Genomic DNA, 25,998 nt, shown 5'->3' with positions numbered 1-25,998 from the left:
ATTACCTCTCGGCCCCGCTCAACCGTAGCACATTGAGATGCACCAGGGCATCGTCGTCGGTGTGCACAGGCCTGCTACGCGGGCGAATGATGCGGCCAGTCGCAAACAGCAGCAGACTGGCGATAAAACTTGTAAAGGCGAGAGCCACGATGAAAGTGCCCCAGAAAAGCGCACCGAGCTCGTCGGCGAACTGTGTCACCGGTATATGGCGCCCGGCGATTTCCAGAGCCTCGACCCGGCTCACATTGAAGACGATCACCGGAATGAAGAACACAACGGCAACCGCGAAAGTGGCACTCAGAAAGACGCCGGCAGCCAGTGCGGCGCGCATCGCGCGGCTGAACAAGGCCTGCCGTGGTTTTTCCGGTAAGGACACCTCTATGTCCGGACGCCCCGCCTCTGGGGACAGGTCCGGCGTGAAATGAAATGACATCGGATCATCTCCGAAATGGGATCATTAACGTGGTGACGGCAGACATGCGCGGCAACGCATGCAGCTCAAAGGGCACGGCTTCAGCCGGTCACCGCAAAAGTCAGGAAATTCAGGAAGGGCTGTGGCTTCCTAGCGGAAGAGGACAGCTGGACCTTGGCAACGCTGGAGAGCGGCATATGGGTGGATCATGCAGCGATCTTTCATTTGGTGCCCTCCTGGTTGCGCAGCCGGGCGGCTGCTAGGGAAACAATGTCAACCACCATGAGTTGACTGGTTGTTTTGGTACCTGCTTTCGTCGTACTTGAAAAGCAGAAATGCGTCGAATTGCAGCACGAAGCGCCCATCTGTTGCCCATTGGCCACAGAGTGGCAAAGCATCCTCGCACCTTGCAAGTTACGCCCGATGTTCCTGAAACTCGAATTCGCGCATGTGAATTTCCGCCTCAGTCACAGAGAGCGGCTCGGCAATGATCTTGCCCTGGACCATGGTACAACCGAATTGTCTGAGCAGATCAGCTTGCGTTGCCGTGTCGACGCCTGCCGCCGAAATCGTGAGCCCCATATTGCCGGCAAGCCTTATGATCGACTGGATCAGTTGCTGCTTTTCCCTGCACTCTTCCAGGCCGGCGACAAGCATCGGGCACAGCTTCAGCCGGTCCGCGTTGAGATAAATGAGCTGACCGGCACCGCCGTGTCCGCCGCCAAACTTGTCGAGCGCAACCCTGCAGCCGATCTCCTTTAAAAGATCGACCGATCCAGACAGACCGTCCTGTTCGTCGAAACGGATGATCTTCTCGTCCAGCTCAACCACGATATCGCTGGTTTCGAAGCCCGCTTCCCAGGCAGCCTGCCGGAGCTGCGCCACAAAACCGGCATCCTTCAGGCTGGCCCCGCTCAGGTTCACCGACATGAAGAACGCTACCTTTGACACGTCCCGAAGTCGCCTGACCTTGTTAAGGCCTTCGCGCAACGCAAAAAGTTCAATCTGCGCGATCCGTTTCGTATCGTCCTGCGCCGACAGCAGGCTCACCGGATCGACAAGCCCTTCCGAAGGATGGAGCCAACAGGCAGCTGCCTCATACCCGGTGATCCGCCGGCTCTCCATGTCGTATTGCGGTATCAGCATCAGGGACAGGCCGCTGTTTTCAAGATCCTCATCGAGCTGGGCCAGGATCATGCGACGATGGCGATGGGCCGCACCAAGCGCATCCGTATACCAGCAAATCTGGCTGCGGCCCGACCGCTTGGCGGCATAAAGCGCAATATCCGCGTGATTCATCAGTTCGGATGCGCTCGCAGTCGCCGCATCGGCAAGCACGAGCCCGACGCTGCCGGTAACCCGCACCTGGTGACGATCCACCCGCACGGGCTTGGTCAGACCCTCGATAATCCGGTTGCCCAGATCTTCCATTTCCTCCCGCCCCTGAGGGTCGGAAACCACGGCAACAAACTCGTCGCCACCAATACGTGCGACCAGACCCTTGTTGCCCAGAACACGGCTCATCACCGTGGCCACATGGCGCAGCACAGTGTCGCCGGCACCATGGCCGTGGCTGTCGTTGATGTCCTTGAAGTGGTCCAGATCGAAATGAATGATGCCGATCCGCGCGTTGCCGCCCACGCCCTCCGCTATGCGCTCCAACAGATAGGAGTTCAACTTGCCCCGGTTGGCAACGCCCGTCAGATCGTCATGTTCTGCCTGATGTTTCAAGCGGATACGTGCGTGCTCCAGATCCTTCACATGTTCGACCTGGTTGGTCACATCGCGGCAGATAAGAATGATCTTGGTGTCTTCCAGCGTTTTTCCCTCGACGACTGCGAAGGTGAGCTGGTTCCAGAAAAACTTTCCGTCTTTACGGCGGTTGAGGATCAGTTCTTCGGTTCCGGACCGGAACTTCGTCAGATCGAAACGGAAGGTTTCAATCTCTTCCGCCGAAATTTGATTGGCAGGCGGCAGGATGAATTCCTGGGGGCGGCGACCGCGAATTTCCTCTGCACTGAACCCGGTAATGCGGGAATAGGCAGGATTGGTCCATTCGATGCGCCCGTAGATGTCCTGCATGACCAGGCCCTCATGGGCGTGTTGCACGACAAGCTGAAGGATTGCGGTATCGTTCCCGAATCCGGAAACGCGGGCAGGTACAGCAGCCAGCCCCCGCCGCCGTCCGAAAAAATAGCCAACGGCGACAAGAGCCGAAGCAATTCCCAGAACGAACAGTAGTTGTTGACCCGTCACCCCCCCTAAGATTTCTGACATACTTCGTCTTCAGTCCAGAGATTTGATCAAACTTACTCTACGAGAGTAGAGCTGAATAAATCCCTACACTGCAACAGAATTTTGCAATATACTGGTAATTATACCTATAGTCTCAACGCGGTAATTTTACCGATCAGGCCGCCCGCACGCTTTGAAGGAATTGCCTCACCTGCTCCTGAAGGCTGTTCGACAATTGCCCCAGTTCATCGGCAGCACCGGTCATTTCCTCGGTTGCCGTCCGGCTGGTCTCCATCACTTCGCTCAAGGTATCGACGTTTCCGGCCACCTGATCGGAGCTCGCACGCGCCGTCATGGCATTGCTGCTGATTTCCTGCGTAGCCGTTGTCTGTTCTTCGACCGCCTCGCGGATTTTTCCGGAGATCTCGCTGACACGGCCGATTGTTTCCGCGATCGAGCGAATGGCTGTTTCGGAGAGTTCGGCAACTTCCTGCACGGCCGTCACCTGTGCCGAGATATCCTCGGTGGCCCGCGTCGTCTGCTCCGCCAGGGCCTTGACCTCATTGGCGACAACGGCAAATCCGCGTCCTGCTTCGCCGGCACGGGCCGCCTCGATGGTCGCATTGAGCGCAAGCAGGTTCGTCTGGCTCGCGATCTGGCTGATCAATTCCACGATTTCACCGATGGCGCGGCCCGTCTCGGCAAGCCTGCCGACAACCTCGTCGGTTTTCCGGGCCTCCGCGACCGCGGTGCTGGCAATGTCCGTTGCCTGGTCGACGTCTTCGCGCACACGGCTCAACGAACCGGACAACCGGTCCGCCGAATTGGTCACGACAGCAACGGAACTGCTGGCTTCCGACGTTGCCTGATGAACTTGCTGGACAGCCTGCATGGAAGAATTCACGGCCCTGTTGAGATCGGCAGAGTTGCCCGCGACGCTGTTGGCGGCAGTGGACAAGGCAGAGACCACCCCGATAACGGACTTTTCAAAGTCGTCCGCAACGTCCTGCATCAAAGCCTTGCGTTCTTCACTGAGCTCTTCCTGATGCGCCAGCTCCTGACTTGCCTGCTCTTTCGCACGTTCTGCGAGATTGGTACGGAAAGCCGTCACGGAACGGGCGATGGCACCGATCTCGTCGGTCCGCTGGGCGCCGTCGATCTGGATATCGAGATTGCCTTTCGACAACATGTCGAGGCCCGCCTGCAGCCGGTTCATGGGCCGCGCGAGACCGACGGCAAGAATGACCGCAAACGCCAGAAAGGCAAGCCCGACGGGCATGACAACGAGACCGATGGTGATCATCTGATCCAGAATAAGGCCGTCGATCTTGTCAGCGACATTTCCAGTCAGAAAATCCTGCGCACCCGCTGGTGTGCCGATCTTTTCCATGAAGGCCTGGCGGAACGTATAGAAGGCAAATGCGGTACCGGCCATCATGATGGCGGCGGCCGTCAGAACCATGGCGACAAACCGGCCCTTGATTGAAAGCGTCACGTTGAAACCCCGAAAGTATTTTCATCCCGCTTACCGCCGCTTTCCATCAGCGCCGTTCTCGCAAGCAGGAATACTAGCGGTCTGCACGTAAAAATTCAGTAACGGCCGGCCCTCGGGAGAAATACTTAGACATGATATTTCTTACAATGCCGCCGTCTGCCGAGGTCCACAGGTGGCGGTTCAGGACATCAACCGTGTGATGGTGTAGCCAGCTGTCGCAGAAACCGCGGAGAGCACCGTTCCCCACGCAACATCGACGATTACAACGGATATCGGCCAATCCCGGAGGGTCGCATAGTTGGTGACGTCATACGTGCCATAGGTGAAGAGACCGAACAGCCCTCCCAGGATGGCAGCCATGGCGAGACTCTCGGCCTTGAGCGCGGGCGCAACCGCGAAGATCACGATCCCGACGACGTAAAACAGATAGAATACACCGGCCGCGACAATATTGGGCCGCTCCATCATCAGATGACCGATGCGGTCGACATAAAACCGGGTCGACACCTGGGTGAGCCAGACGAAGTCCACGGCAAGAAAGACGAGAACTGTTGCAATATATGCCGTGAGGTATTTCAAGCCGGCCCCCTGTCTTTGCCACTGATTAGCTTGTTGCCACTGATTAGCCTGACCGGTCTACGACACGGCTATCGCGATGGATCAGCCCTAGGGTGTGGACCCCTAAATTGCCAACGCCCTCTCGCGGCATTCTCGCTCAGGCAAATTCGCCTTCTGCCTCCAGGAAGCCACCTGACTGACGATGCCAGAGCTGCGCGTAAAGGCCATCCGCATCCTCCAGCAGTGTCTCATGCGTGCCCTGCTGAACGATCCTGCCCCTGTCCATGACGATCAGCCGGTCCATGGCTGCGATGGTTGACAGGCGGTGGGCGATGGCGATCACCGTTTTTCCCGTCATCAAGCCTTGCAGGTTCTCCTGAATGGCGGCCTCGACTTCAGAATCGAGCGCGGAGGTCGCTTCGTCCAGCACAAGGATCGGAGCATCCTTCAGCAGCACCCTTGCAATGGCAATGCGCTGACGCTGCCCGCCGGAGAGTTTGACACCGCGTTCGCCGACAAAGGCGTCAAAGCCCTTGCGGCCGCGCCTGTCTTCCAGCTTCCGGATGAAGCCGGATGCATGGGCCTTTCGGGTTGCCTCCAGCAACTCTTCTTCGCTGGCCGATGTCCGTCCGTAGAGGATGTTCTCGCGGATCGAACGGTGCAGCAACGAGGGATCCTGCGTCACCATGCCAACCGACCGTCGCAGGGTTTCCTGGTTCACATCCCGGACATCCTGTCCATCGATCAGCACGCGCCCCGCTTCCACATCGAAGAACCGGAGCAGGAGGCTTGTCAGCGTTGTCTTGCCCGCCCCTGACGGACCCACGATACCGACACGCTCGCCGGGACGGATCGTCAGATCAAGATGATCGATAACCCCTGCCGCCTTTCCGTAGTGGAACCGGATATTCTCGAAACGAACCTCCCCGGCGGTCACCTTCAGCGCCGGTGCATCCGGCTTGTCCGCAAGGGCCACCGGCTTGACGATGGTTTCCATGCTGTCCTGCAGCGAGCCGAAGTGACGGAACAGACCGTTGAGCTGATTGAACAGGCGGTTCAGCAGAATGTTCAGGCGCAGGATCAGACTGAGCGTGAAGGCAACATGACCGGCACTGATGCCGCCATCCTGCCAGATGGACAGTGCCATGCCGGAGATGGCAACGATCATCACTCCGTTGACCATCGTCATGATCATGCGAATGCTGGTCAAAAGCCGCGTGAAGACATGAAGCTTGGCGATCATCGTTTCCACCGAAGACCGCGCCCCCCGGCTCTCTTCCTTGGACGAGCCGAACAGCTTCACCGACTGGATGTTGGTGTAGGTATCCACCAGACGGCCCGTCACACCGGAATAGGCATTGGCGGTATCCTTGGCGGCGGCACGAACCCGCGGCACGAACACGACCGCCGTCACGGTAAAACAGAGCAGCCAGACGGCCACGAGCGCCCCAAGCCACAGATCCAGATCCGCGATCAAAACCAGTGTCGTGATCGCATAAACGACGATGAACCAGACCACCTGCAGCAGGTTGGTCATGAAATCTCCCGCCGACATGCCCGATTGCATCACCTTTTGCGAAAGACGCCCGGCGAGATCGTCCTGAAAATAGGAAAGGCTTTGCTGCATTACCCGCTGGTGGCACTGCCAGCGCACGAGATTGAAGAACCCGGGGACGATTGTCTGCTCTTCCACGAGCGCCATCAGCGAGTTTGTCAGCGTGCGCACGACCAGCACCACAAAGGCCATGGTCATGAGAGTCCAGAAATGATCGGAAAAGAAGGTCGCCCGCTTGCTCTCGTCCAGAAGATCCACGATCCGGCCGAGAAAATTGAAGATCGCCACTTCGATGAATGCGGCCGCGCCGCCAATGGCAAGCATGGCGATAAACGGCCAGCGCACCTGGCTGACGAAATACATCAGAAAGGCAAAACCGCCATGAGGCATGCCGGATCTGGGCGGCGCCCGGAAAGGATCTATCCAGGTTTCAAAAACGCGAAAGAGCGGGGACACGGGGCGTCTCCATGGGGGCTGGAGCGAATCTTCAGGCTATCCTACGCGCCCGGCGTGAAATTGGCCCAGTGAAAATATCTGCCGGTTCGCCTTCTTCCCGTATGTTGCAGGGTCCACCTGGGCGCAGCCACCACACCGCTCTGTGACAAAAGCCGTGCCTGCTGCTATTGAGCCGCAGCTTCGAAACGAACGTGGATCCCCATGCCAGACATCGCCCTTTACCAACCGGACATTCCGCAAAACACCGGCACGATCCTGCGCCTCGCCGCCTGCATGGGGGTGACCGTACATCTTATTGAGCCGGCAGGGTTCCCAATCTCCGACGCTGCGCTGAAGCGGGCGGGCATGGACTATCTGGAACGGGCCGCGATGGTTCGTCATATATCGTTTGCCGCCTTCGATGAGTGGCGGCGGTCCGAGCGGCGCCGGTTGATCCTCATGACGACAAAATCAGACGTCCCATATGCGGATTTTACATTCCACTCAGATGATATCCTGATGATGGGACGGGAAAGCTCAGGCGCGCCGGAGGACGTACACGCGCTGGCTGATGCCCGGCTGACAATCCCCATGGCAGAGGGCATGCGCTCGCTCAACGTTGCTGTGTCCACGGGCATGGTGCTGGGTGAAGCCTTGCGGCAATCAGGCACATTTCCTAAAAGCCCGTGATAGCAATCAATCGCATGCCCGCCGGTCCGGCAGGTTGCAACAAGCCCAGGCAGTCACATGAACGCACCTACCCCTGAAAACCGCGGCGGTCCCATTCCGGACGGTATCGAGGACAAGAAGGCAACGGCCCCGGCCTGGTTCAAGGAGCTGCGAGACCGGATCTGCAAGGCTTTCGAAGATCTTGAAGACGAGATCGGCGATCTGTCCGGCCCACTGTCGGACCAGCCTGCCGGCCGCTTCGAGCGCACACCCTGGGAGCGCACCGACAGCACGGGGGATAAAGGGGGCGGCGGCGTCATGTCGATGATGCATGGCCGTGTCTTCGAAAAGGTGGGCGTGCATATCTCGACCGTTCATGGCGAATTCTCACCCGAATTTCGCGGCCAGATACCGGGTGCCAGCGAAGACCCTCGTTTCTGGGCGTCGGGTATCAGCCTCATTGCTCATCCGCAGAACCCGCATGTTCCCGCCGTTCACATGAACACCCGTATGGTGGTCACCACCCGCCAGTGGTTCGGCGGCGGTGCGGACCTGACGCCTGTGCTTGATGCCCGGCGGACACAGGACGACCCCGATACCATTGCCTTTCACGAGGCCATGCGGTCCGCCTGCAACGCACATGCCGTTGCCAACTATGACGCCTACAAAGCCTGGTGTGACGACTATTTCTTCCTGAAACACCGCAACGAAGCGCGTGGCATCGGCGGCATTTTCTACGATTATCTGCACAGCGGAACCTGGGAGGAGGATTTTGCCTTCACCAGGGACATCGGTCTGGCATTCCTCGACATTTATCCTGAGCTGGTCCGGCGCAACTTCCAGAAATCCTGGAGCGATGCAGAGCGTGAAGAACAGCTCATCCGCCGTGGCCGTTATGTGGAATACAATCTGCTTTATGACCGCGGCACGATTTTCGGCCTGAAGACCGGCGGCAACGTCGCCTCGATCCTCTCGTCGATGCCCCCCGTGGTGAAATGGCCGTAATTTTTTAGTCCCGACATCTGATGGATGGGCGCCGGGTCAAACGGCCTGCGTGCGGGTCACCTTCTGCGGCGGGCGAATGACTTCGCCCATATCCCGGTCCAGGACCATGTGAGCGAATTTTTTCAACATGGCCTGGTCCAGTTTCCGGCCCATCTCCTGCATCACGCCAATGGCAACACGAACCGGCATGCCATCCTTGTAGGCCCGTTTTTCGGTGAGCGCGGTGAAGATGTCGCAAATGGTCATCAGGCGGACTTTGGGAGAGATCCTCTCTCCCTTCAGTCCATCCGGATATCCTGAGCCATCCAGAAACTCGTGATGCTGGATGGCCATCTTCTTGATGTCGACGGACAGTTCAAGCCGCGGCTTCAGGATGTCACGGCCAAATACGGGATGTTTGTCGATGATCGAGCGCTCGGCATCCGTCAGCTTGTCGGCTTTGTCGAGGATCGTCAGCGGAATGCGCATCTTGCCGATGTCATGCACCAATCCGCCGGCAATCGCTTCCTGACAGTCCTTTTCACTCCAGCCGAGATGCTGCGCGAAAGATCCGGCAATGCCGGCAACCATCAGGGAATGACAATAGGTGCCACTGTGATGTGACTGCACGGCGTCCAGCCAGGGCGACAAGCCGTCCAGTGACAGAGCCGACAGAATTTCTGCCGCGCCTTCGTTCATCAGGCTGGTCTGAATGTTCGAGCCTTCCGCTGCAGACAGAGCCAGACTTTCCAGAAAGGCATTGCCTTTCTTGTAGGCTTCCAGCGTCTTGGCAGGCAGCCCGTTTGGAACCTGGGCAAGCGGATCATCTTGCAGGATCAGCTTGAGCTTGCGCACAAGCAGTGCAAGCGGTGTGTCGCGTTCCATGATTTCGGTCTTGCCGAGTGCGGATGCCTGAATGACTTCCCGCCGGTTCTTCTTGGAAGCCAGGCAGATCACTGGGATCTCGGCAATACTGGCCCAGGATGATTTCAGGGCCGTCAACCCGGCATCGGTTGCGCCCAGCAGCTCCACCACGGCAGCACGGCCGTCACCGACTGTGCTTTCAGACACCTTGGACATGTCGATCAGGCGGGCCGGAAAGAAAAACGGAAGTTTTCTGACGGGTGAATCAAGCGCAAGCGGTCCGTCTGAGATCAGAACAATTTCCATTCACCGCCTCACAGTCGTCCGCACACGCTTTGTCATGGCAGAATATCCACAAAACCTTTCCAAAAGGAAATCAGCATCGCGATGTGACGCAGTGTCACCTAAAATTTCCTTAAGTCACCTCCCCTGCCCGCTCCAGCAAGTCCTGTCTGGAAAGGGAAAATCCGCTGTCTCGCCAATCCGCCTCCAGGCTTTTGAGGCGGTCGCCGAGTGCCCGACCGGGGGCATGACCGGCCGCAATCAGATCTGCCCCCTTGATGGGAAATTGCGGCACCGGAACGTCTTTCAACCGCTCCAGCAGTCCGGTGAACGTATCGCCGGGATCCTTGTCCTGCGCCCGCAGGCCGGCCCAGCGCCCCAAAAGGCCGTCGACCGCTCCCTGGCGCCCAAACTGATAGACCAGGTGCGCAGCTTCCGGCAGCTTGTCCGCCTGGCGTAGACATCTCATCGCCGCCCAGGCGGTGCGCATTCTTTCGCGCTCGGCATTCGACAGCCGCAGCCGATCGCAAACGCGCTCCACGTCCTCACGCACGAAACCGGTCAGCACCACCAGTCCGAGCTCCGGATCGGTCACGTTGCTCGCGTCCACGTCGAGGCTGCGCAAGGCGAGATAATCCTCGATACGGGCTAGCCCGCCGGTTGCGATTTCCCAAAGACCGCAATCGTTCATCATTTTCAGCGCCGGCGCGGCCAGACGCGCGCGTAACAACCGCCGCATCTCGTGGCCGATCCGCTCGGCAGACAGATGCCGCAGTCCGTCGCGCTGACGCAGACACGCTCCAAGGCCGTCTGCGTCCATGTCTCCAGCGCCATAGGCTGCGTAAATCCGGAAGAACCGCAGGATGCGCAGGTAGTCTTCGCGAATGCGCTTGTCCGGGTCGCCGATGAAACGCACGCGCCTGTCGAGGCAGTCGTCCAATCCGCCAAGCGGATCGTGCAGCCGGCCATGGCGATCGACATAGAGCGCGTTGAGCGTGAAATCTCGGCGCTCGGCATCGCGCGTCCAGTTTCGACCGAAGACAACCCGCGCCTGACGCCCGAAGGTTTCCACGTCCTCCCGAAGCGTCGTGACTTCATAGGGATAGCCACTGCTGACAACGGTGATCGTGCCGTGGTCGATACCGGTTCCGATCGGTTTCAGGCCCGCCGCGCGTGTTCGCTCCATCACCGTTTCAGGCGATGCCGTGGTCGCGATATCGACATCTGGAACAGGATGACCGAGCAAGGTGTTGCGCACGGCTCCCCCGACAACCCGGGCTTCGTCGCCCTCTTGCTCGATCGCCTCGAACACCGCCTGAATGCCCGGCGCTTTCAACCAGTCGGCCTGTTGAAGGATCTGTTCAGCCGTCACGCTCATGGTGTTATTCGTATCGACCGGGCACAAACACGCCGTCTCGCATTTCAGACGGTCGCCAATTGGCGCCCTCCGGGGCATGACCGAAGGATGCCATGCCGACCAGTCCGGCAATCACCAGAACCAGACCGATCAGCGTGAGCCATGCCAGCGGCTTTGCGGCCCAACGGCCAGGATCATTGTGACGTTTGCTCAGCCACAGCCAGAAACCGTAGGTGATGAACGGCAGGAGAAACAGAAAAAGATGAAGTATGAACACACGAACCATTAGCGGTAGACCGTTTCATATAAGGAGCGAATAATGCCCGCGGTGACGCCCCAGATATAACGTTCTCCAAAGGGCATTGCGTAGAAGTAACGACGTTTTCCCTGCCATTCCCGGCTGAGTTTCTGATGGTTTGCGGGATCCATCAAGAATCCCAAAGGCACTTCGAAAACACTTTCAACCTCACCGGGATTGGGACGGAAGGCCGCCCCCTCCCGAATGGTGCCGACCACCGGCACGACCCGGTATCCCGAACCGGTGAGATAAGGTGCCAGATTGCCGATAGGCTCGACACGCTCCGGTGCAAGGCCGATTTCCTCATCAGCCTCACGCAGAGCCGCCTCGACAGGCCCCCTGTCCGTCGGATCGATCTTGCCTCCGGGAAGAGCCACCTGCCCGGCGTGGGACTTCAGATGTCCCGTGCGCTGTGTCAGCACCACATTGGGGCCATCACCGCGCTCGACGATACCGATAAGCACTGCGGCATCCCGTGGCGCACCGTCCCATTTCGCGTAGGGGCCAAGATCGGGGTTGAGAATGTGATCGCCGGTCTCGCGCTCGAAACCTCGAAGCGCCGCATCGTCCAGCCGCGTCCTGAACAGGGTTGGCCAGTCCGCTGGATCAGCAAGGGATTTCGTCGGGAAGGCAGTCATGCAATCGGTGTGTCCGGTCGTGCGAAACAGATCATTCGGTCAGTCCTGAGCGTTCAGGAAAGCAGGATCGACCGGAAAGAACCGGCCACCGCTCCAGACCCCCATCCGGGTGCCGTCATCCGTTTCCCGTTCTTCCATAAGATCCGCCAGTTGATACATCAGCGCTCTGGTAAACAAGGCCTCCAGGCGCCCTCTGACGTGAACATAGGGTTTAAGGCCGCCGCTGTCCGGTTCTTTTTCAAAACGCAGCAGATGGTCCTCTCCAACAGCAACCAGATCACCGAGATTTGTCCGCACTGTGAGCTGCTGCTCCCGCGCCATACCCTCGACGGCCATTTCGACCGCCAGAAGCGGTGCATCTTCGACGGTGATGCCGATCTTTTCCACCGGCGTGACCAGATAGTGCCTGCCATCTTCATCCTTGCGCAGAACCGAGGCAAACAGCTTCACCAGCGGCATGCGGCCAATGGGTGACCCAAGGTAATACCAGGTACCGTCGCGGGCGATGCGAATGTCCAGATCCCCGCAAAACGGCGGGTTCCACTTGTCTACCGGCGGCGGTCCCTTGCCGCCTGTGTCCGCCCGGCTCATCAGGGCCTTCAGACCTTCCGGTAATGCCGCATCTGTTTTTGCGGTTTCCTCCGCCATGGATGTTTCGTCCTTGCTGTCTTCATCAAGGCCCCGGAATTTTTGACAATTCCGACCCTCCACCGATATCGCTCGTTCGGCTACAGGTGCCTGCAGGCCCGGCCTTTTCCCCAAAGGTTGGAAAGAAACTTGGACCTTTCCACTGTATGGCGCACAATTGCGCCTTATCTACTGAATTATATGGTGTCAGACTGCTTGAGTCGCAGCAACAAAGGTCAGCGGCATTGTTTACCCGAAAGCCGGGCAGGCAGTCGAAACGCAGATTGCGGGAAAGGTGAACCATGAGCGTTATTTCTCCCTCCACCCCAAGCGAAGAAGATCTCGCCGCCGTCGCCGAGCAAGCCGAACGCGCCGTCAGCCGCATCAGCGATGCCAAGGTTGATATCGCCCGGATCATCTTCGGTCAGGAAAATGTGGTGGAGCAATCGCTGGTCACCATTCTGGCCGGCGGCCATGGTCTTCTGGTCGGCGTGCCCGGTCTTGCCAAAACCAAGCTGGTGGAAACTCTCGGCACCGTTCTGGGCCTCGACGCCCGCCGCATCCAGTTCACACCGGATCTGATGCCCTCTGACATTCTGGGCGCCGAAGTGATGGAACAAGGCGCCGACGGCGGCCGCTCGTTCCGCTTCATTCCGGGTCCCGTCTTCTCACAGCTGCTGATGGCAGATGAAATCAACCGGGCCAGCCCCCGCACCCAGTCGGCGCTGCTGCAGGCCATGCAGGAATATCATGTGACCGTTGCCGGCCACCCGCACGATTTGCCGCGCCCCTTCCACGTGCTCGCCACCCAGAACCCGCTTGAACAGGAAGGCACATATCCGCTGCCGGAAGCCCAGCTCGACCGGTTTCTGATGCAGATCGACGTCCACTATCCGGATCTTGAAGCCGAACGCCGCATCCTGCTGGAGACCACAGGCGCCGATCAGGCCACGGCCCAGGTGGCCATGCGCGCCGAAGAACTTTTGGAATATCAGCAACTGGTCCGGCGCATGCCCGTTGGCGAATCCGTGGTGGAAGCCATCCTGAAGCTTGTGCGGTCCGCCCGTCCAGACAACAGTTCGGCCCCTTCCGATCTGACCAGCCTGATTGCCTGGGGACCGGGGCCGCGCGCCAGTCAGGCACTCATGCTGACCGTCAGGGCCCGCGCGCTGGTCGACGGACGTCTTGCGCCTTCCGTCGATGACGTGCTGGCTCTTGCCGAACCGGTCCTGCAGCACCGTATGGCGCTGACGTTTGCCGCAAGGGCCGACGGGCACACCGTTCGCGACGTCATCCGCCGGGTCAAGGACCAGATCGCCTGACCCCGTTACCTTAACCAGCCAGAAAGCCGGCCGCATGGATTCGAGCAGCACTCAGGGCAGCAACCAGACAGGCATCGACGCCGAAAACTGGCCGAATGTCATCGGCGAGGCCAGATCGGTCGCAAATGCGCTGCCGGACCTGCTGGTCGAGGCGAGCCATGTCGCCAGCTCCATTATCGCCGGCTGGCATGGCAGACGCCGCGCAGGCCCGGGTGAAAGTTTCTGGCAGTTCCGCCCGTTCAACATGGGCGAACCGGCAAAGCGCATCGACTGGCGACGGTCTGCGCGCGATGACCATCTCTACGTCCGCGAACGCGAATGGGAGGCCGCGCACACGGTCTGGCTTTGGGCTGATCTGTCGCCGTCCATGGTGTTCCGCTCTCGCCTGGCAGACGTTTCCAAACGCGACCGGTCCATCGTTCTGATGCTGGCCCTTGCCGACATGCTGGCCGAAACCGGCGAGCGTATCGGATTGCCCGGTCTGACAAGGCCCTTTTCCGACCGCCGTGCCGCCGAACGCCTGGCGGATGCACTCACCCATCTTTCCAAACCCATCGCCTATCCGGACACAATCGCCGTGCAGCGTTTTGCCGATGTTGTGCTGGTCTCCGACTTCCTCGACCCGATTGAGGAAATTGCGACATGGGTTGCCCGTGTTGCCGGCACAGGCGCGCGGGGCCATCTGGTGCAGGTGCTCGATCCCATCGAAGAAACTTTCCCGTTTGACGGCAGGGTGGAGTTCACGGATCCGGAACAGGGTGTCCGGCTGACGGCCGGGCGCGCGGAAAAATGGCGCGAAGACTACCGCAACCGCCTGGAAGCCCACCGGGCGGAAATTCGCGACATCGCCAGACGGGCCGGCTGGACCTACGTCCTGCACCACACGGATCGTCCCGCGTCCGAACCCTTGCTCGTGCTTCACAGCGCCCTGTCCGGCGCGCTGGACCTGTTACCCAAAGGAGGCATCTGACCCGTGTTCGCAGGATTGCCTCTGACATTCACCGTTCCCTGGATCCTGACCGCGCTCGCGCTGCTTCCGGTCATCTGGTGGCTGTTGCGGCTGACACCGCCGCGCCCGCGCGAGATCCGGTTTCCGCCAACCCGGCTTCTGATCGGCATCGACCAGCATGAGGAAACCCCGCAGCGCAGCCCGTGGTGGCTGACGCTGCTCCGTTTGCTGATGGCGGCGATCCTGATTATCGCCCTGGCCGGGCCAATCTGGCGATCCAGCGAACCGCTCGATACAGGTGAAGGCGTTCTCTGGGTTCTGGTCGACAACGGCTGGACATCCGCCAAAGGGTGGGCTGCGCAGGTCAACACCGCCGAGCAGATCCTGACTGAAGCCGAACAGAGCGGTCAGCCGATCCTGTTTGCCGCTACGGCGGAAGGTCCCGGTCAGAGCTTTACGCCCGAGGCCGCAACCACCGCCCTTGAAAAACTTCGTGCTCTCGAGCCGCGCCCCTATCCACCGGAGCGCTCCGAACTCAGCATAGGTCTGCGCAAGGCCGCACAGGCCAACCCGCCCGGCGCCGTGATCTGGCTGTCGGACAACACCAGTACCAAGGGGCCGTTTCTGACTGACCTCGCCCAGATCTCCGGCAACGCCCCCATAACGGTGTTGATCGGGCTGGACACGCCCATGGGATTGAAAAACCTGAACAACGATACCGATGCGCTGTCTTTGACCGTTGTTCGGCATCCGGACCAGCAACAGACCACGACAACCCTTCAGGCGCTGGACCTGAAAGGCCTTGTTCTGGGTGAAGTTCAGGCGAATTTCGACGCTGGCGAGACCGAAACCGAAGCGCGTTTCGAACTGCCGAGCGAACTGCGCAACGACATTGCCCGGGTGGAAATTGCCGGTGAGGCTGCGGCAGGTGCGGTGCAACTGGTGGATGACAGCTGGCGCCGGCGCACGGTCGGCCTGATCTCCGGCCAGTCGGGTGATCTGGATCAACCGCTGCTTTCTCCACTTTATTATCTTGAACGTGCGCTTGCGCCCTTCTCCGACATTCGCCGCCCGCGCGATGCCGATATCGCTGAAGCAGTGCCGTCCTTGATCGAACAGGGCATTTCCGTTCTGGTGCTGGCCGATGTCGGCCGGCTGCCGGAAACGACCACCGCGACGCTACGCGACTGGATCGAGAGCGGTGGCACGCTGGTGCGCTTTGCCGGTCCACGCACGGCAGGCGGCAGCGACGATCTCATTCCCGTGCGTCTGCGCGCCGGCGACCGCTCCCTCGGCGGATCTCTCAGCTGGAAACAGCCGCAGCATCTTGCGGATTTCCCGGAAGGCTCACCCTTCTCCGGGCTCAGGGTGCCTGAGGAAGTCACCGTGACGCGTCAGGTCTTGGCCGAACCGACCTCGGACCTGCCGGAACGGACCTGGGCCATGCTTGAAGACGGCACGCCGCTAGTAACCGCGGCTCCTCTCGGCGCCGGGTCGATGGTGCTGTTCCATGTCACGGCGGACTCGTCCTGGTCCAATCTGCCGCTGTCCGGCGTCTTCCTGAACATGCTACGCCGGATCCTGTCGGTCTCCAATGTGGCCGCCGCCTCGGAAACCGCGGAAGACGGCACACCGGCCAAGAGCGTGCTTCCCCCCTTGCGCCTGCTTGATGGCTACGGTCATTTCGGCCCGCCACCGGTCGAAGTTACGCCCGTGAGCGCATCTCTTTTCCGGGACGCGGAAGCCAGCCGCAGAACGCCCCCCGGTCTTTACGGCACCGAGGACGGCTTCCGTGCGCTCAATCTCATGCGCAAGGATGACGAACTTCTGCCGCTTGACCTGTCGGCGCTGGGCGACCGGGTGGCGCGAACCGCCTATCCGACCTCCGATCCATTCGATCTGAGAGCCCTGTTCTTCACGCTGGCCTTCCTGCTGATGATCCTCGACACCATTGCTGTCTTCTTGCTGGCCGGCGGGCTGGGCCGTCTCGGCCTGCGCAGCCGGACCGCCGCCACGGCGCTGGCGTTCGCCCTGGGCGCCGGCCTGCTCGCGCCTGCCGACATCGGCATCAATCAGGCGCAGGCACAAACGGCCTCCGACGATCTTCTGGCGCTGGAGTCGACCCTGCAAACCCGTCTGGCCTATGTGCTGACGGGCAATCCGGAAATTGACGACGCCAGTGCTGCCGGTCTGTCGGGCCTGACCCAATTCCTGTCAGAGCGAACCGCCCTGGAACCCGGAGCACCGATTGCCATCGATATCGAGCGTGACGAACTGGCGTTCTACTCCCTGCTCTACTGGCCGATCGATCCGGCGGCGGACAAGCCGAACGATAAGACCATTGCCCGCATAGACACCTTCATGCGCAATGGCGGCACGATCCTGTTCGATACGCGTGACCACATCAATGCATCGGCCAACGGCTTTTCTTCCACACCGGCAACACTGAAGCTGCGGGAAATCCTGGAAGATCTGGACGTTCCACCGCTCGAGCCGGTGCCGCCTGATCACGTCCTGACGAAATCGTTCTACCTTCTGGATTCCTTCCCCGGTCGTTACGCGACCAGCCCGCTGTGGGTGGAAAGTCTGGAAGAAGTCGCAGCGCGTGGGGATCGTCCGGTGCGCGCGGGTGATGGTGTCTCGCCGATCCTGATCACCGGCAACGATTTTGCCGCTGCCTGGGCAATCACGGAAGCAGGCGAGTTCATGTATCCGACGGTGCCCAACAGCCCCATGCAGCGCGACTACGCGTTCCGCTCCGGGGTCAACATCGTCATGTACAGCCTGACAGGCAACTACAAGGCCGACCAGGTACACATTCCCGCTCTTCTTGAGCGTTTGGGACAATAGGAGACTAGATGGTCTGGTCACTCGCCTTCGATCCCCTCGTTCCGCTCTGGACCCTTGTGGCAGGCGGCGTCATTGTCTTGTTCCTCACGGCCTTTTCCGGGTTCCTCAACCTGCGTGGCTGGGTGCTGCGGACCCTGACGATGGCTTTGCTGCTGCTGGCGCTCGCCAATCCCGCGGTGGAACGGGAAGACAGGCAACCGCTTTCAAGCGTCGTCGCCCTCGTCGTCGACAAAAGCCAGAGCCAACGCCTCTCCGACCGCCAGTCGACAACCGACGAAGCCGTTGAGGAGCTCAAGCGCCGCATTGGCACGCTGAACGGGTTCGACCTGCGCGTTCTGGAAGCACGGAACTCTGGCTCGGGCGATGGAACGGAAGCCTTCCGGACGCTTGCCAACGGCCTTGCGGACGTGCCGCCCGATCGGGTGGGTGGGGCAATCATCGTCACCGACGGACAGATCCACGATATTCCGGCCAATGCCGGTGCGCTCGGGTTTGACGCTCCGGTTCATGGCCTGATCACGGGCACGGTGGACGAACGCGATCGGCGCATCGTGCTCGACAAGGCCCCCCGGTTTGGCCTTGTCGATTCCGAACAGATCGTCTCAATGACCGTCGTCGATCAGGGCCGAGGCACCGGACCGGGCGATCAGGTACGCCTGACCGTGAAACGAGACGGCGATGTCATCACTGAAAGGACAGCGCGGACAGGCGAAAAGATCGACATTCCGGTCGAGATCGCCCACGGCGGCAACAATATCTTCGAATTCGACGCCGAACCGCTGTCGGATGAACTCACGACGATCAACAACAGGGCCGTCGTAACCATCGACGGCATCCGCGAAAACCTGCGTGTTCTACTTGTCTCGGGCTCGCCGCACGCCGGTGAGCGTACCTGGCGCAATCTTCTGAAATCCGATGCCTCTGTCGATCTGGTTCACTTCACCATCTTGCGCCCGCCGGAAAAGCAGGACGGCACGCCGATCAACCAGCTGTCGCTGATCGCCTTTCCGACGAGGGAACTGTTCTCGGTAAAGATCGACGAGTTCGATCTGATCATCTTCGACCGCTACGTGCGCCGCGGTGTGTTGCCGATGCTCTATTTCGACAACATCGCCCGTTATGTGCGCGACGGCGGCGCGATGCTGCTGGCCGGCGGTCCCGATTATGCCGAAAACGGCAGCCTCTACCGCACGCCGCTGGCGCCGATCCTTCCGGCCCGTCCGACTGGCACCATTCTCGAACAGCCCTACCACGCCACCCTCGCCGATATCGGCAAGCGCCATCCGGTCACCAGGGGGCTTCCCGGGTCCGAGCAGGATCCGCCGGCCTGGAGCCGCTGGTTCCGGGCGGTCGACACCGAACTCGACGCCGGTCAGGCGCTGATGTCCGGCCCCAGCGACACGCCGCTTCTGGTTCTCAACCGCGAGGGCGAAGGCCGTGTCGCCATGCTGCTGTCCGATCACGTCTGGCTCTGGGCTCGTGGATATGAAGGCGGTGGCCCGCATGTCCAGCTGTTGCGCCGCCTCGCCCACTGGCTGATGAAGGAACCGGATCTGGAAGAAGAAGCGCTGAATGTCTCCCTGCGCGGACCGGAACTGGTCATCGAACGCCAGACCCTGGGCGAGACCATCGGCGAAGTTACCGTCGAGACACCGACGGGCGACCGCACGCAGGTTGTCCTGACCGAACAGGAGCCGGGTCTGTGGCGGGGCGGAATGCCCGCTGGCGAAACCGGCCTCTTCACCGTGACCGAAGGCGACATGAGCGCGCTCATTCACGTTGGCCCTCAGAACCCTCGGGAATACACCGACGTCCTGTCCACCACCGAACCGCTGGCACCGCTCAGCGAAGCTACGGGCGGCGTGTCCGAGCGCTTGCGGGATGTGGGCGGCGATCTGACAGTCCCGCGCATCGTGTCCATGCGGCCTTCGGCGAGCTACGCCGGCAACGGCTGGCTGGGTCTGAAGGCCACCGAGGCAAGCGTACTCAACGGCATTGACCGCTATCCCCTGATGATCGGACTGCTCGGCCTCGCACTCCTGCTCGGCGCGCTGTCCCTGACCTGGTATCGCGAAGGGCGGTAAGTGAAGCACCGGCCGCCCTAGCGGCGGTCGGCACGGTGATTGAGGCGCTTGAATAGGTGTTTGCGGCCCATCCTTCGAGACGGCCTGACGGCCTCCTCAGGATGAGGATGAGCATGTGGATAGGACGTTAGCCACCCTTCAACTTCATCCTGAGGAAGGCCGAAGGCCTGTCTCGAAGGATGGGCCACTTGCTCCGTCGATTAGCCCCCGCTTCAGACCGAGGCAAACCAGTCCGCATTGGTGAAGAACATCGGGCCTTGCGTGAACGGCACTCTCAGGAAGCTTCCGCGACAGAGGTCGCGCCGTGCACCATCCCGCTCGGAATGTCGCCGTCGTTCAAGAGCGCGACGAGCAGCCGTGCGGGATCGACAGGCCCGGGCAATGTGATACGCCCGAGCGGCACCTGCTGAAATCCGAAGGGACCGTAATACGGCGCATCGCCGACAAGCAGCACAACCTTGTCTCCAGCCGCAGCAGCAGCTTCCATCGCCGTGCGCATCAACGCCTTGCCGAGACCCCGGTTCTTGAAATCGGGTGAGACGGTCAGCGGCCCGAGCAACAGGGCGTCGCTCTCGCCGATGCTGATCGGGGTCAGTCTGATGGATCCCGCGACCTGGTCACCCGCAAGGCCGACGAAAGACACATCCGGACGATGCGGCACACCTTCACGGATGCGGAAAGCAGTTCGCGCAAACCGGCCGGGCCCGAAAGCTTCGGCCTGCAGTTCATCAATTGCGGAGGTGTCGGTCGCGTCTTCGGGCCGGATGACCCATGTGGTCTGTTTCATTTGGCTGGTTCCAGCAAGCAGGCAATCTTTGGAGAAAAGCGCGCCTGCCAGGGCCTGGATGAAACGTAAGGGAAATCCAGGATCAGGTCAGCCGCGACGGTGCGGACGAGAGCTATCTCGTCGGCTGGTTCGTCGTCGAAGCGTAAGACCTGCGGTCATCTATCCCAGTCTCGTTGCGTCACAGACCCGCTCACGAGCCTGTATTTCCTGAAAGAGGAGAAGCGGTTAACACGCAACGGCTGCCTTGGTCCAGCATTTTTTGCCTGTTTCTGACAAAGCGCCCGATTGTTCACCAGGAAGGAACAGAGCATTCAATTGATTGATTTTTCGCTCGTGTGCACAACGTATCGAGGAGAATTGAAGCGAAGGAGCACAATATGGGACTGCTGGTCGACGGCGTCTGGAAAGACAAATGGTATGACACGAAATCCACAGGCGGCAAGTTCGTTCGCAAGGAATCCTCCTTTCGGAACTGGATCACTGCGGATGGATCAGCAGGCCCGACCGGAGACAGCGGTTTCAAGGCGGAAGCCGACCGCTATCATCTGTTCGTTTCCTACGCATGTCCCTGGGCTCATCGCACGCTCGTGTTCCGCAAGCTCAAGAAGCTGGAAGACCTGATTCCCGTAACCGCCGTGCAAGCCTTGATGTTGGAAAACGGTTGGGAATTTCCGGAAATCGAACCGCTGACCGGCGCCAAATACGCCTGGCACGTTTATACCAAGGCTGACCCTGGCTACAGCGGCCGTGCGACCGTGCCGATCCTCTGGGACAAGAAGCAGAACACGATCGTCAGCAACGAGTCGTCCGAGATCATCCGGATGTTCAATTCGGCCTTCAACGACCTGACAGGCTCACAACTGGACTTTTATCCGTCGGCCCTGCGCGGCGAGATCGACAGCATCAACGAGCGCGTCTATGACGCCATCAACAATGGCGTTTACAAATCCGGTTTCGCGACCACGCAAGAAGCCTATGAAGAGGCCGTAACGGAACTGTTCACGGCACTCGACGAAGTGGAGGACCGCCTGTCCCGGCAGCGCTATCTGGTGGGTGACCGCATGACGGAAGCCGACTGGCGGCTGTTTACGACGCTGCTGCGATTCGATGCCGTTTATTTCGGGCATTTCAAATGCAACATCCGCCGGATTGAAGATTATCCGAACCTGTCGAATTACCTGCGCGAGCTGTACCAGGTACCCGAGGTGTCCGATACGGTCGATATGGAGACCATCAAGAAGCATTATTACGGGTCTCATGAGACCGTGAACCCCACCCGGATCGTTCCGGTCGGGCCTGAGCTGGACTTCACACGTCCCCACGACCGGGAACGGTTCAAGGCAGCCGCCTGACTATTTTAAGAAAATCGGTTTCGGCAGAACCCGCCCCACCTCGGCGGGGTCCTGCCGGAACAAACAGAGCCGGGCTTCACCACCTGCCGCCTTCCAGTGGCCGCCCGGAGCGAAACTCATCGAGCCTGCGGGCGGTCGACCGGGTCAGGCCCTCCGGCAACGCCTCCATGGTAAAAAAGGCCGCTTCCTCGATCTCCGCATTGGGCTGAAGAAAACTGTCGGCCTCTCGCCATTCGGACATGTGATAAAGGCCGACATGGTCCCGGCCCGTCGCCTCTTCGTTCAGGAATATGTTGAGAAGCCTTGGCCGGGTGGCAGAGACGACGCCCGCCTCCTCCAGAACCTCCCTGCAGGCGGCCTCCTCCATGGTCTCGCCCTTGTCCACTCCGCCGCCAGGCAAGTACCATCCGGCGACATAACTGTGCCGCACAAGTAGGACCCGATTACCTGCGTCTTCGACGATTACCCGGACGCCAAGCGTGAACGGATTCCGAACCAGTCCAATTCCCTGGATCAGACGCGTCGTCACCGACCTCGGCAGAATTGACAATATCTTCAACATTTTCAATACCTTACCCGATCCAAAGGCGAAGTAAAACTTTTTTAACCCATGCAATCCCCGCAGGGCTGACCCGTGAGAATAACGCTCCTCCTTTGTGCATCGTGTGCATATATATCGGGCAACTTGATGAATTCGAGGGCAGCCCTCCCGGCAGCCCGAACCTGAAGGATAAACCCGATGTTCAACGCCCTTTTTGGCAAACGCCGCCGCAATCGCGCTCATTACCAGTGGAAGCCGGCTATCGACCTGACAAACCCGCGCATCGTCGCAGCCCTGACCACTTTCCCGGCCAACTAAGTTCGGTCGAAGGAACCTGTACGGAGAAGTCCCATGTTCGGATTTTTGAATGTTGTTGGTGCGACGCTGCGCGAAACCACGCGCTCCGCAGACAATAACACCGGCAAGGCGCCGAAAGCCGCAAAGGTGGTAAAACCGGTCAAATAACCGGACTTCCGGCAGTTCCGAAACTCAAATGAAGACGTCGCGTCATTTTCCCTTGACGCGGCGCTTTTCGTTTTGAAGATGCGCGACCATGTCCACATTCAAACTCGCTCATCTTTCCGACCCTCATTTGGGCCCCCTTCCGGACCCGAAGCTCCTGCAGCTCTTTTCCAAACGCATCCTTGGCTACCTCAACTGGCGCCGTAACCGGTCCAGGATCATGGGCGCCAGCTATCTGGAACAGCTCGTCGAGGACATGAAGGAGCAGGCACCCGACCATATCGCTGTGACTGGCGATCTGGTAAACATCGCCCTGCCTCTCGAAATCAGCGGTGCACGCACCTGGCTTGAAGAAATAGGCCCGCCGGAGGACGTCTCCGTTGTTCCGGGAAATCACGATGCCTATGTGCCGGGCGCCGTTCGCCGGGCCCGCGCTGCATGGTGGCCCTACATGCGCGGCGACGGCGCGGGCGAGCCACCGTCCAAGGGCACCAAATCGCAGGCTACCTTTCCCTATGTGCGCAAACGGGACGGCATTGCGCTTGTCGGCGTGACGACCGGCCGGGCCAGCGCGCCCTGGTTTGCGACCGGACGCGTCGGCAGCAAACAGAGCAAACGCTTGCGCGCAACCCTTGATGAACTGGGCCGGGACGGTTTCTTTCGGGTGGTAATGCTCCACCACCCTCCGTTCCACCATGCCACCCGCTGGCACAAGCGCCTGTCCGATGCCTCCAGGGTGCGCGCAGTTGTCAAACGGGCCGGTGCGGAGCTGATCCTGCATGGCCATACCCATATTGACAGTTTCGAGCATATCGAGGGCCCGGACGGTCCTGTCCCCGTGGTTGGCGTGCCATCGGCCACCAGCGCGCCCGGCGGCAAGAAGCCCCCGGCCCGTTACAATCTGTTCCGGATTGAAAAGACAAACGAAGGCTGGACCTGCCAGATGGAAGAGCACGGCTTTTCCATGCCGAACGAACCGGTGAAGCTTTTGAGCGAGCGGCAAGTAGAGATACCGAGCCGCAGGTCCTGAGGCCATCTGCCCAGGACTGAAAATCTGATTGAGGGAGCACGCATTCACGGATGCGGTTCCCTCCAGAAGCTCTAAAGGGTCCCATCGCCGGACCCGAACAATTCGAGCGGACGTGCGAACAGATGCTGCCTTGCCATCAACACCCGCTTATCGGCATCGCAGCGTTATATTGCTAAGCAAGCGTCAGCAACTGGACGGGCAGATCAGGTAACTGGGCGAAAATCCGCGTTAGAGCGGATTGGCAAACCAGGCAAAGGCGATCAGTCCGACCACGCCGGCGGCCAGGCCGATGCCGAAGGCTCCTGCAACGGCCATCCAGGGCGTACGGCTTTCCTTGACGCGAACGACCTTGCTGTCAAGCGCCACCTGCCGCAGCCGGTTGTTGAGCCAGTCGCCTTCCAGCGCCTTTTCCCGTTCCAGCACACGCTCTGCAATATACTCAGTCAGACAATCGGCCATGTCATCGATATTGGCCGTCTCCAGAATAACCACCCGGCCCAGGCGCGTATCCTTCAGGAACCGGTAGGTGCGCCGGTCTCCGCCAACCGCCACGTGGCTGGTTGCGTCGATCCACAGCCGCGGCGTAGAGCCGGAAATGATCTGAAGGGAAAACTGGTCGTCGTCTTCAGGTATTTCCTTGAAAACGTCCTTCAGTTCGTCCGCGAGCATATCCAGCCGGGCACGTTCGGTTTCCTGCAGCTCAACCACCACGTCCGAACGTTCGACTTCGCCAAGTTGAACCTTACGGATTGCATCGCGCAAGGATCGCATGCGCGTATGTGGAACGACGTTATCCTGCATTTCAGACATGGGGTACACGAGACTCCGTTGTACTGCCTTTGGTGAATCAAGTCTTAACTGACTCTATCGCGAGTGAAACAGCCACACGGGCCTCACCTGCGAGCTATCCACTGGCAATGATCCAAACATGGTTAACAGAGATTAAGGTATTTTTGGCTCTCGCGCCAGCAACCGACCGCTGGCCTGTCAGCTCTTCATGGAGTAAGCAGGAACATACTGCGATTGCGGAGTTTCGCTCATGAACGTGGACGGCAAGAAATATCGCACGATCTGGCTGGCGGAAGAGGACGGCCCGGTCGAAATCATCGATCAGACCCGGTTTCCACACACCTTCGAAACCGTGTTGCTCCACACCATGGAAGACGCCGCTCACGCGATCAGGGTCATGCAGGTGCGTGGTGCACCGCTGATCGGAGCAACAGCCGCCTACGGCGTCGCGCTGGCCATGCGAGCTGATTCTTCGGACGACAATCTCCATGCCGCCTGTTCGTCCCTACTGGAAACCCGGCCAACAGCCGTCAACCTTCAGTGGGCGCTCGACAAGGCGCGACGGAGGCTTGTCCAGATAGCGCCCGAAATTCGCGAGGAAGCGGCCTTCAAGCTGGCGAATGACATCTGCGACGAGGACATCGCCATCAATATGGCCATCGGCATGCACGGCATGGAGCTGATCGCTGCCATATCAAGGCTCAAGCGGACCGGTGAGCCGGTCAACATCCTCACCCACTGCAATGCCGGCTGGCTGGCCACAGTCGACTGGGGCACCGCGACGGCGCCGATCTACATGTCCCACGACGGCGGTATTCCCGTCCATGTCTGGGTCGATGAAACCCGCCCTCGCAACCAGGGAGCATTTCTGACTGCCTGGGAACTCGGTCACCACGGTGTGCCGCACACGGTCATTGTCGACAATGCCGGCGGTCACCTGATGCAGCATGGCGAAGTTGATATCGTCATCACCGGAACGGACCGCACCACCGCCACCGGCGACGTCTGCAACAAGATCGGCACCTATCTGAAGGCTCTGGCGGCGAAGGACAACAACGTGCCCTTCTACGTCGCGCTGCCGTCGCCGACCATCGACTTTTCCCTGTCAGACGGCCTCCGGCAGATCCCGATCGAGGAGCGCGGCGGCGATGAGGTCAGCCACATTACCGGCCGCACCAGTGCCGGTGAGGTCGAAACGGTGGAGATCGTTGCGGATGGCTCCCCCGTTGGCAATCCGGCTTTCGATGTGACCCCGGCCCGCCTCGTCACCGGTCTCATCACCGAGCGCGGAGTTCTGGAGGCAAACCGCAAGGCCATCGCAGATGCCTTCCCCGAACGGGTACGCGCAAGCGCCTGAACGGCCCGACCCGAAAATCAGCAGCACCCATCCAGAGCAGGGAGCCCATCCTTCGAGACAGCACTT

At 60.2% G+C, this 25,998-nt stretch carries 22 protein-coding genes; 9 read left to right on the top strand and 13 right to left on the bottom strand.

Annotated features, from left to right (window positions below):
* Position 1: 1 nt before the first annotated feature.
* The 5 genes from FMN63_RS19105 to FMN63_RS19085 all read right to left on the bottom strand — a co-directional run bounded on the left by FMN63_RS19105 (position 2) and on the right by FMN63_RS19085 (position 6,645).
* On the bottom strand, positions 2 to 433 hold the full coding sequence (locus FMN63_RS19105) for a hypothetical protein (RefSeq protein ID WP_148585775.1): 432 nt from the start codon (positions 431 to 433) through the stop codon (positions 2 to 4).
* A 393-nt stretch (positions 434 to 826) separates the two neighbouring features.
* On the bottom strand, positions 827 to 2,689 hold the full coding sequence (locus FMN63_RS19100) for a putative bifunctional diguanylate cyclase/phosphodiesterase (RefSeq protein WP_148585774.1): 1,863 nt from the start codon (positions 2,687 to 2,689) through the stop codon (positions 827 to 829).
* Between the two features lie 133 nt (positions 2,690 to 2,822).
* On the bottom strand, positions 2,823 to 4,142 hold the full coding sequence (locus FMN63_RS19095) for a methyl-accepting chemotaxis protein (RefSeq protein ID WP_148585773.1): 1,320 nt from the start codon (positions 4,140 to 4,142) through the stop codon (positions 2,823 to 2,825).
* A gap of 180 nt (positions 4,143 to 4,322) precedes the next feature.
* Positions 4,323 to 4,721 (bottom strand): DUF2177 family protein, encoded by a 399-nt coding sequence (locus tag FMN63_RS19090; protein WP_148585772.1) that lies wholly within the window; start codon positions 4,719 to 4,721, stop codon positions 4,323 to 4,325.
* A gap of 136 nt (positions 4,722 to 4,857) precedes the next feature.
* Entirely contained in the window at positions 4,858 to 6,645 is a 1,788-nt protein-coding gene (locus FMN63_RS19085; RefSeq protein WP_148587251.1) for an ABC transporter ATP-binding protein, read from the bottom strand.
* A 267-nt stretch (positions 6,646 to 6,912) separates the two neighbouring features.
* Between FMN63_RS19085 and FMN63_RS19080 the strand changes: the two genes are divergently transcribed.
* Both FMN63_RS19080 and hemF read left to right on the top strand, forming a co-directional pair.
* Positions 6,913 to 7,380 carry a tRNA (cytidine(34)-2'-O)-methyltransferase gene (locus tag FMN63_RS19080; RefSeq protein WP_148585771.1) on the top strand — a complete coding sequence of 156 codons (468 nt, stop codon included), beginning with the start codon at positions 6,913 to 6,915 and terminating at the stop codon, positions 7,378 to 7,380.
* A 57-nt stretch (positions 7,381 to 7,437) separates the two neighbouring features.
* Positions 7,438 to 8,364, top strand: coding sequence for an oxygen-dependent coproporphyrinogen oxidase (gene hemF / locus FMN63_RS19075; RefSeq protein WP_148585770.1), 927 nt, complete (start codon positions 7,438 to 7,440; stop codon positions 8,362 to 8,364).
* A gap of 36 nt (positions 8,365 to 8,400) precedes the next feature.
* On the opposite strand, the gene FMN63_RS19070 is transcribed toward hemF, so the two are convergent.
* The 5 genes from FMN63_RS19070 to FMN63_RS19050 form a co-directional block, all read right to left on the bottom strand.
* The gene (locus FMN63_RS19070) at positions 8,401 to 9,513 is read right to left on the bottom strand and encodes an HD-GYP domain-containing protein (protein WP_148585769.1); all 1,113 of its coding nucleotides are present in this window, start codon (positions 9,511 to 9,513) and stop codon (positions 8,401 to 8,403) included.
* Between the two features lie 109 nt (positions 9,514 to 9,622).
* The gene (locus FMN63_RS19065; protein ID WP_148585768.1) at positions 9,623 to 10,867 is read right to left on the bottom strand and encodes a CCA tRNA nucleotidyltransferase; all 1,245 of its coding nucleotides are present in this window, start codon (positions 10,865 to 10,867) and stop codon (positions 9,623 to 9,625) included.
* 4 nt (positions 10,868 to 10,871) lie between these two features.
* Positions 10,872 to 11,132 carry a DUF6111 family protein gene (locus tag FMN63_RS19060; RefSeq protein ID WP_148585767.1) on the bottom strand — a complete coding sequence of 87 codons (261 nt, stop codon included), beginning with the start codon at positions 11,130 to 11,132 and terminating at the stop codon, positions 10,872 to 10,874.
* A complete protein-coding gene (locus FMN63_RS19055) occupies positions 11,132 to 11,782 on the bottom strand; it encodes a CoA pyrophosphatase (RefSeq protein WP_148585766.1) in 651 nt (216 codons plus the stop codon). Before FMN63_RS19055 ends, FMN63_RS19060 begins: the two co-directional genes overlap by 1 nt.
* Positions 11,783 to 11,821: 39 nt before the next feature.
* The gene (locus FMN63_RS19050) at positions 11,822 to 12,430 is read right to left on the bottom strand and encodes a DUF1285 domain-containing protein (RefSeq protein WP_148585765.1); all 609 of its coding nucleotides are present in this window, start codon (positions 12,428 to 12,430) and stop codon (positions 11,822 to 11,824) included.
* A 281-nt stretch (positions 12,431 to 12,711) separates the two neighbouring features.
* Between FMN63_RS19050 and FMN63_RS19045 the strand changes: the two genes are divergently transcribed.
* Genes FMN63_RS19045 through FMN63_RS19030 form a run of 4 tightly spaced genes read left to right on the top strand, consistent with a single transcriptional unit; the run spans position 12,712 to position 19,614 of the window.
* A complete protein-coding gene (locus tag FMN63_RS19045) occupies positions 12,712 to 13,731 on the top strand; it encodes an AAA family ATPase (protein ID WP_148585764.1) in 1,020 nt (339 codons plus the stop codon).
* 34 nt (positions 13,732 to 13,765) lie between these two features.
* Positions 13,766 to 14,701: a DUF58 domain-containing protein gene (locus FMN63_RS19040; protein ID WP_148585763.1), complete on the top strand. Its 936-nt coding sequence runs from the start codon at positions 13,766 to 13,768 to the stop codon at positions 14,699 to 14,701.
* A 3-nt stretch (positions 14,702 to 14,704) separates the two neighbouring features.
* Positions 14,705 to 17,530 carry a DUF4159 domain-containing protein gene (locus FMN63_RS19035; RefSeq protein ID WP_148585762.1) on the top strand — a complete coding sequence of 942 codons (2,826 nt, stop codon included), beginning with the start codon at positions 14,705 to 14,707 and terminating at the stop codon, positions 17,528 to 17,530.
* Positions 17,531 to 17,538: 8 nt separating this feature from the next.
* On the top strand, positions 17,539 to 19,614 hold the full coding sequence (locus tag FMN63_RS19030; protein WP_148585761.1) for a hypothetical protein: 2,076 nt from the start codon (positions 17,539 to 17,541) through the stop codon (positions 19,612 to 19,614).
* A gap of 274 nt (positions 19,615 to 19,888) precedes the next feature.
* On the opposite strand, the gene FMN63_RS19025 is transcribed toward FMN63_RS19030, so the two are convergent.
* Positions 19,889 to 20,401, bottom strand: coding sequence for a GNAT family N-acetyltransferase (locus tag FMN63_RS19025; RefSeq protein ID WP_148585760.1), 513 nt, complete (start codon positions 20,399 to 20,401; stop codon positions 19,889 to 19,891).
* Positions 20,402 to 20,778: 377 nt separating this feature from the next.
* Between FMN63_RS19025 and FMN63_RS19020 the strand changes: the two genes are divergently transcribed.
* Positions 20,779 to 21,753: a glutathione S-transferase family protein gene (locus FMN63_RS19020; protein WP_148585759.1), complete on the top strand. Its 975-nt coding sequence runs from the start codon at positions 20,779 to 20,781 to the stop codon at positions 21,751 to 21,753.
* Positions 21,754 to 21,829: 76 nt separating this feature from the next.
* Here the strand turns inward: FMN63_RS19020 and FMN63_RS19015 are convergent, their stop codons facing one another.
* Entirely contained in the window at positions 21,830 to 22,315 is a 486-nt protein-coding gene (locus tag FMN63_RS19015; protein ID WP_148585758.1) for an NUDIX domain-containing protein, read from the bottom strand.
* 532 nt (positions 22,316 to 22,847) lie between these two features.
* Between FMN63_RS19015 and FMN63_RS19010 the strand changes: the two genes are divergently transcribed.
* Complete coding sequence (locus FMN63_RS19010) at positions 22,848 to 23,786, top strand: metallophosphoesterase family protein (RefSeq protein WP_148585757.1); 939 nt, start codon at positions 22,848 to 22,850, stop codon at positions 23,784 to 23,786.
* 228 nt (positions 23,787 to 24,014) lie between these two features.
* Here the strand turns inward: FMN63_RS19010 and FMN63_RS19005 are convergent, their stop codons facing one another.
* A complete protein-coding gene (locus FMN63_RS19005) occupies positions 24,015 to 24,596 on the bottom strand; it encodes a hypothetical protein (RefSeq protein WP_148585756.1) in 582 nt (193 codons plus the stop codon).
* A 229-nt stretch (positions 24,597 to 24,825) separates the two neighbouring features.
* On the opposite strand from FMN63_RS19005, the gene mtnA reads away from it, so the two are divergent.
* Entirely contained in the window at positions 24,826 to 25,932 is a 1,107-nt protein-coding gene (gene mtnA / locus FMN63_RS19000; RefSeq protein WP_148585755.1) for an S-methyl-5-thioribose-1-phosphate isomerase, read from the top strand.
* The last annotated feature ends 66 nt before the right edge of the window (positions 25,933 to 25,998 follow it).

This window comes from Stappia sp. BW2 (genome assembly GCF_008107695.1).
Classification (GTDB): Bacteria; Pseudomonadota; Alphaproteobacteria; order Rhizobiales; family Stappiaceae; genus Roseibium.
Note: the sequence above shows the minus strand (reverse complement) of the source record. Positions and strands in the feature narration are given on the sequence as shown.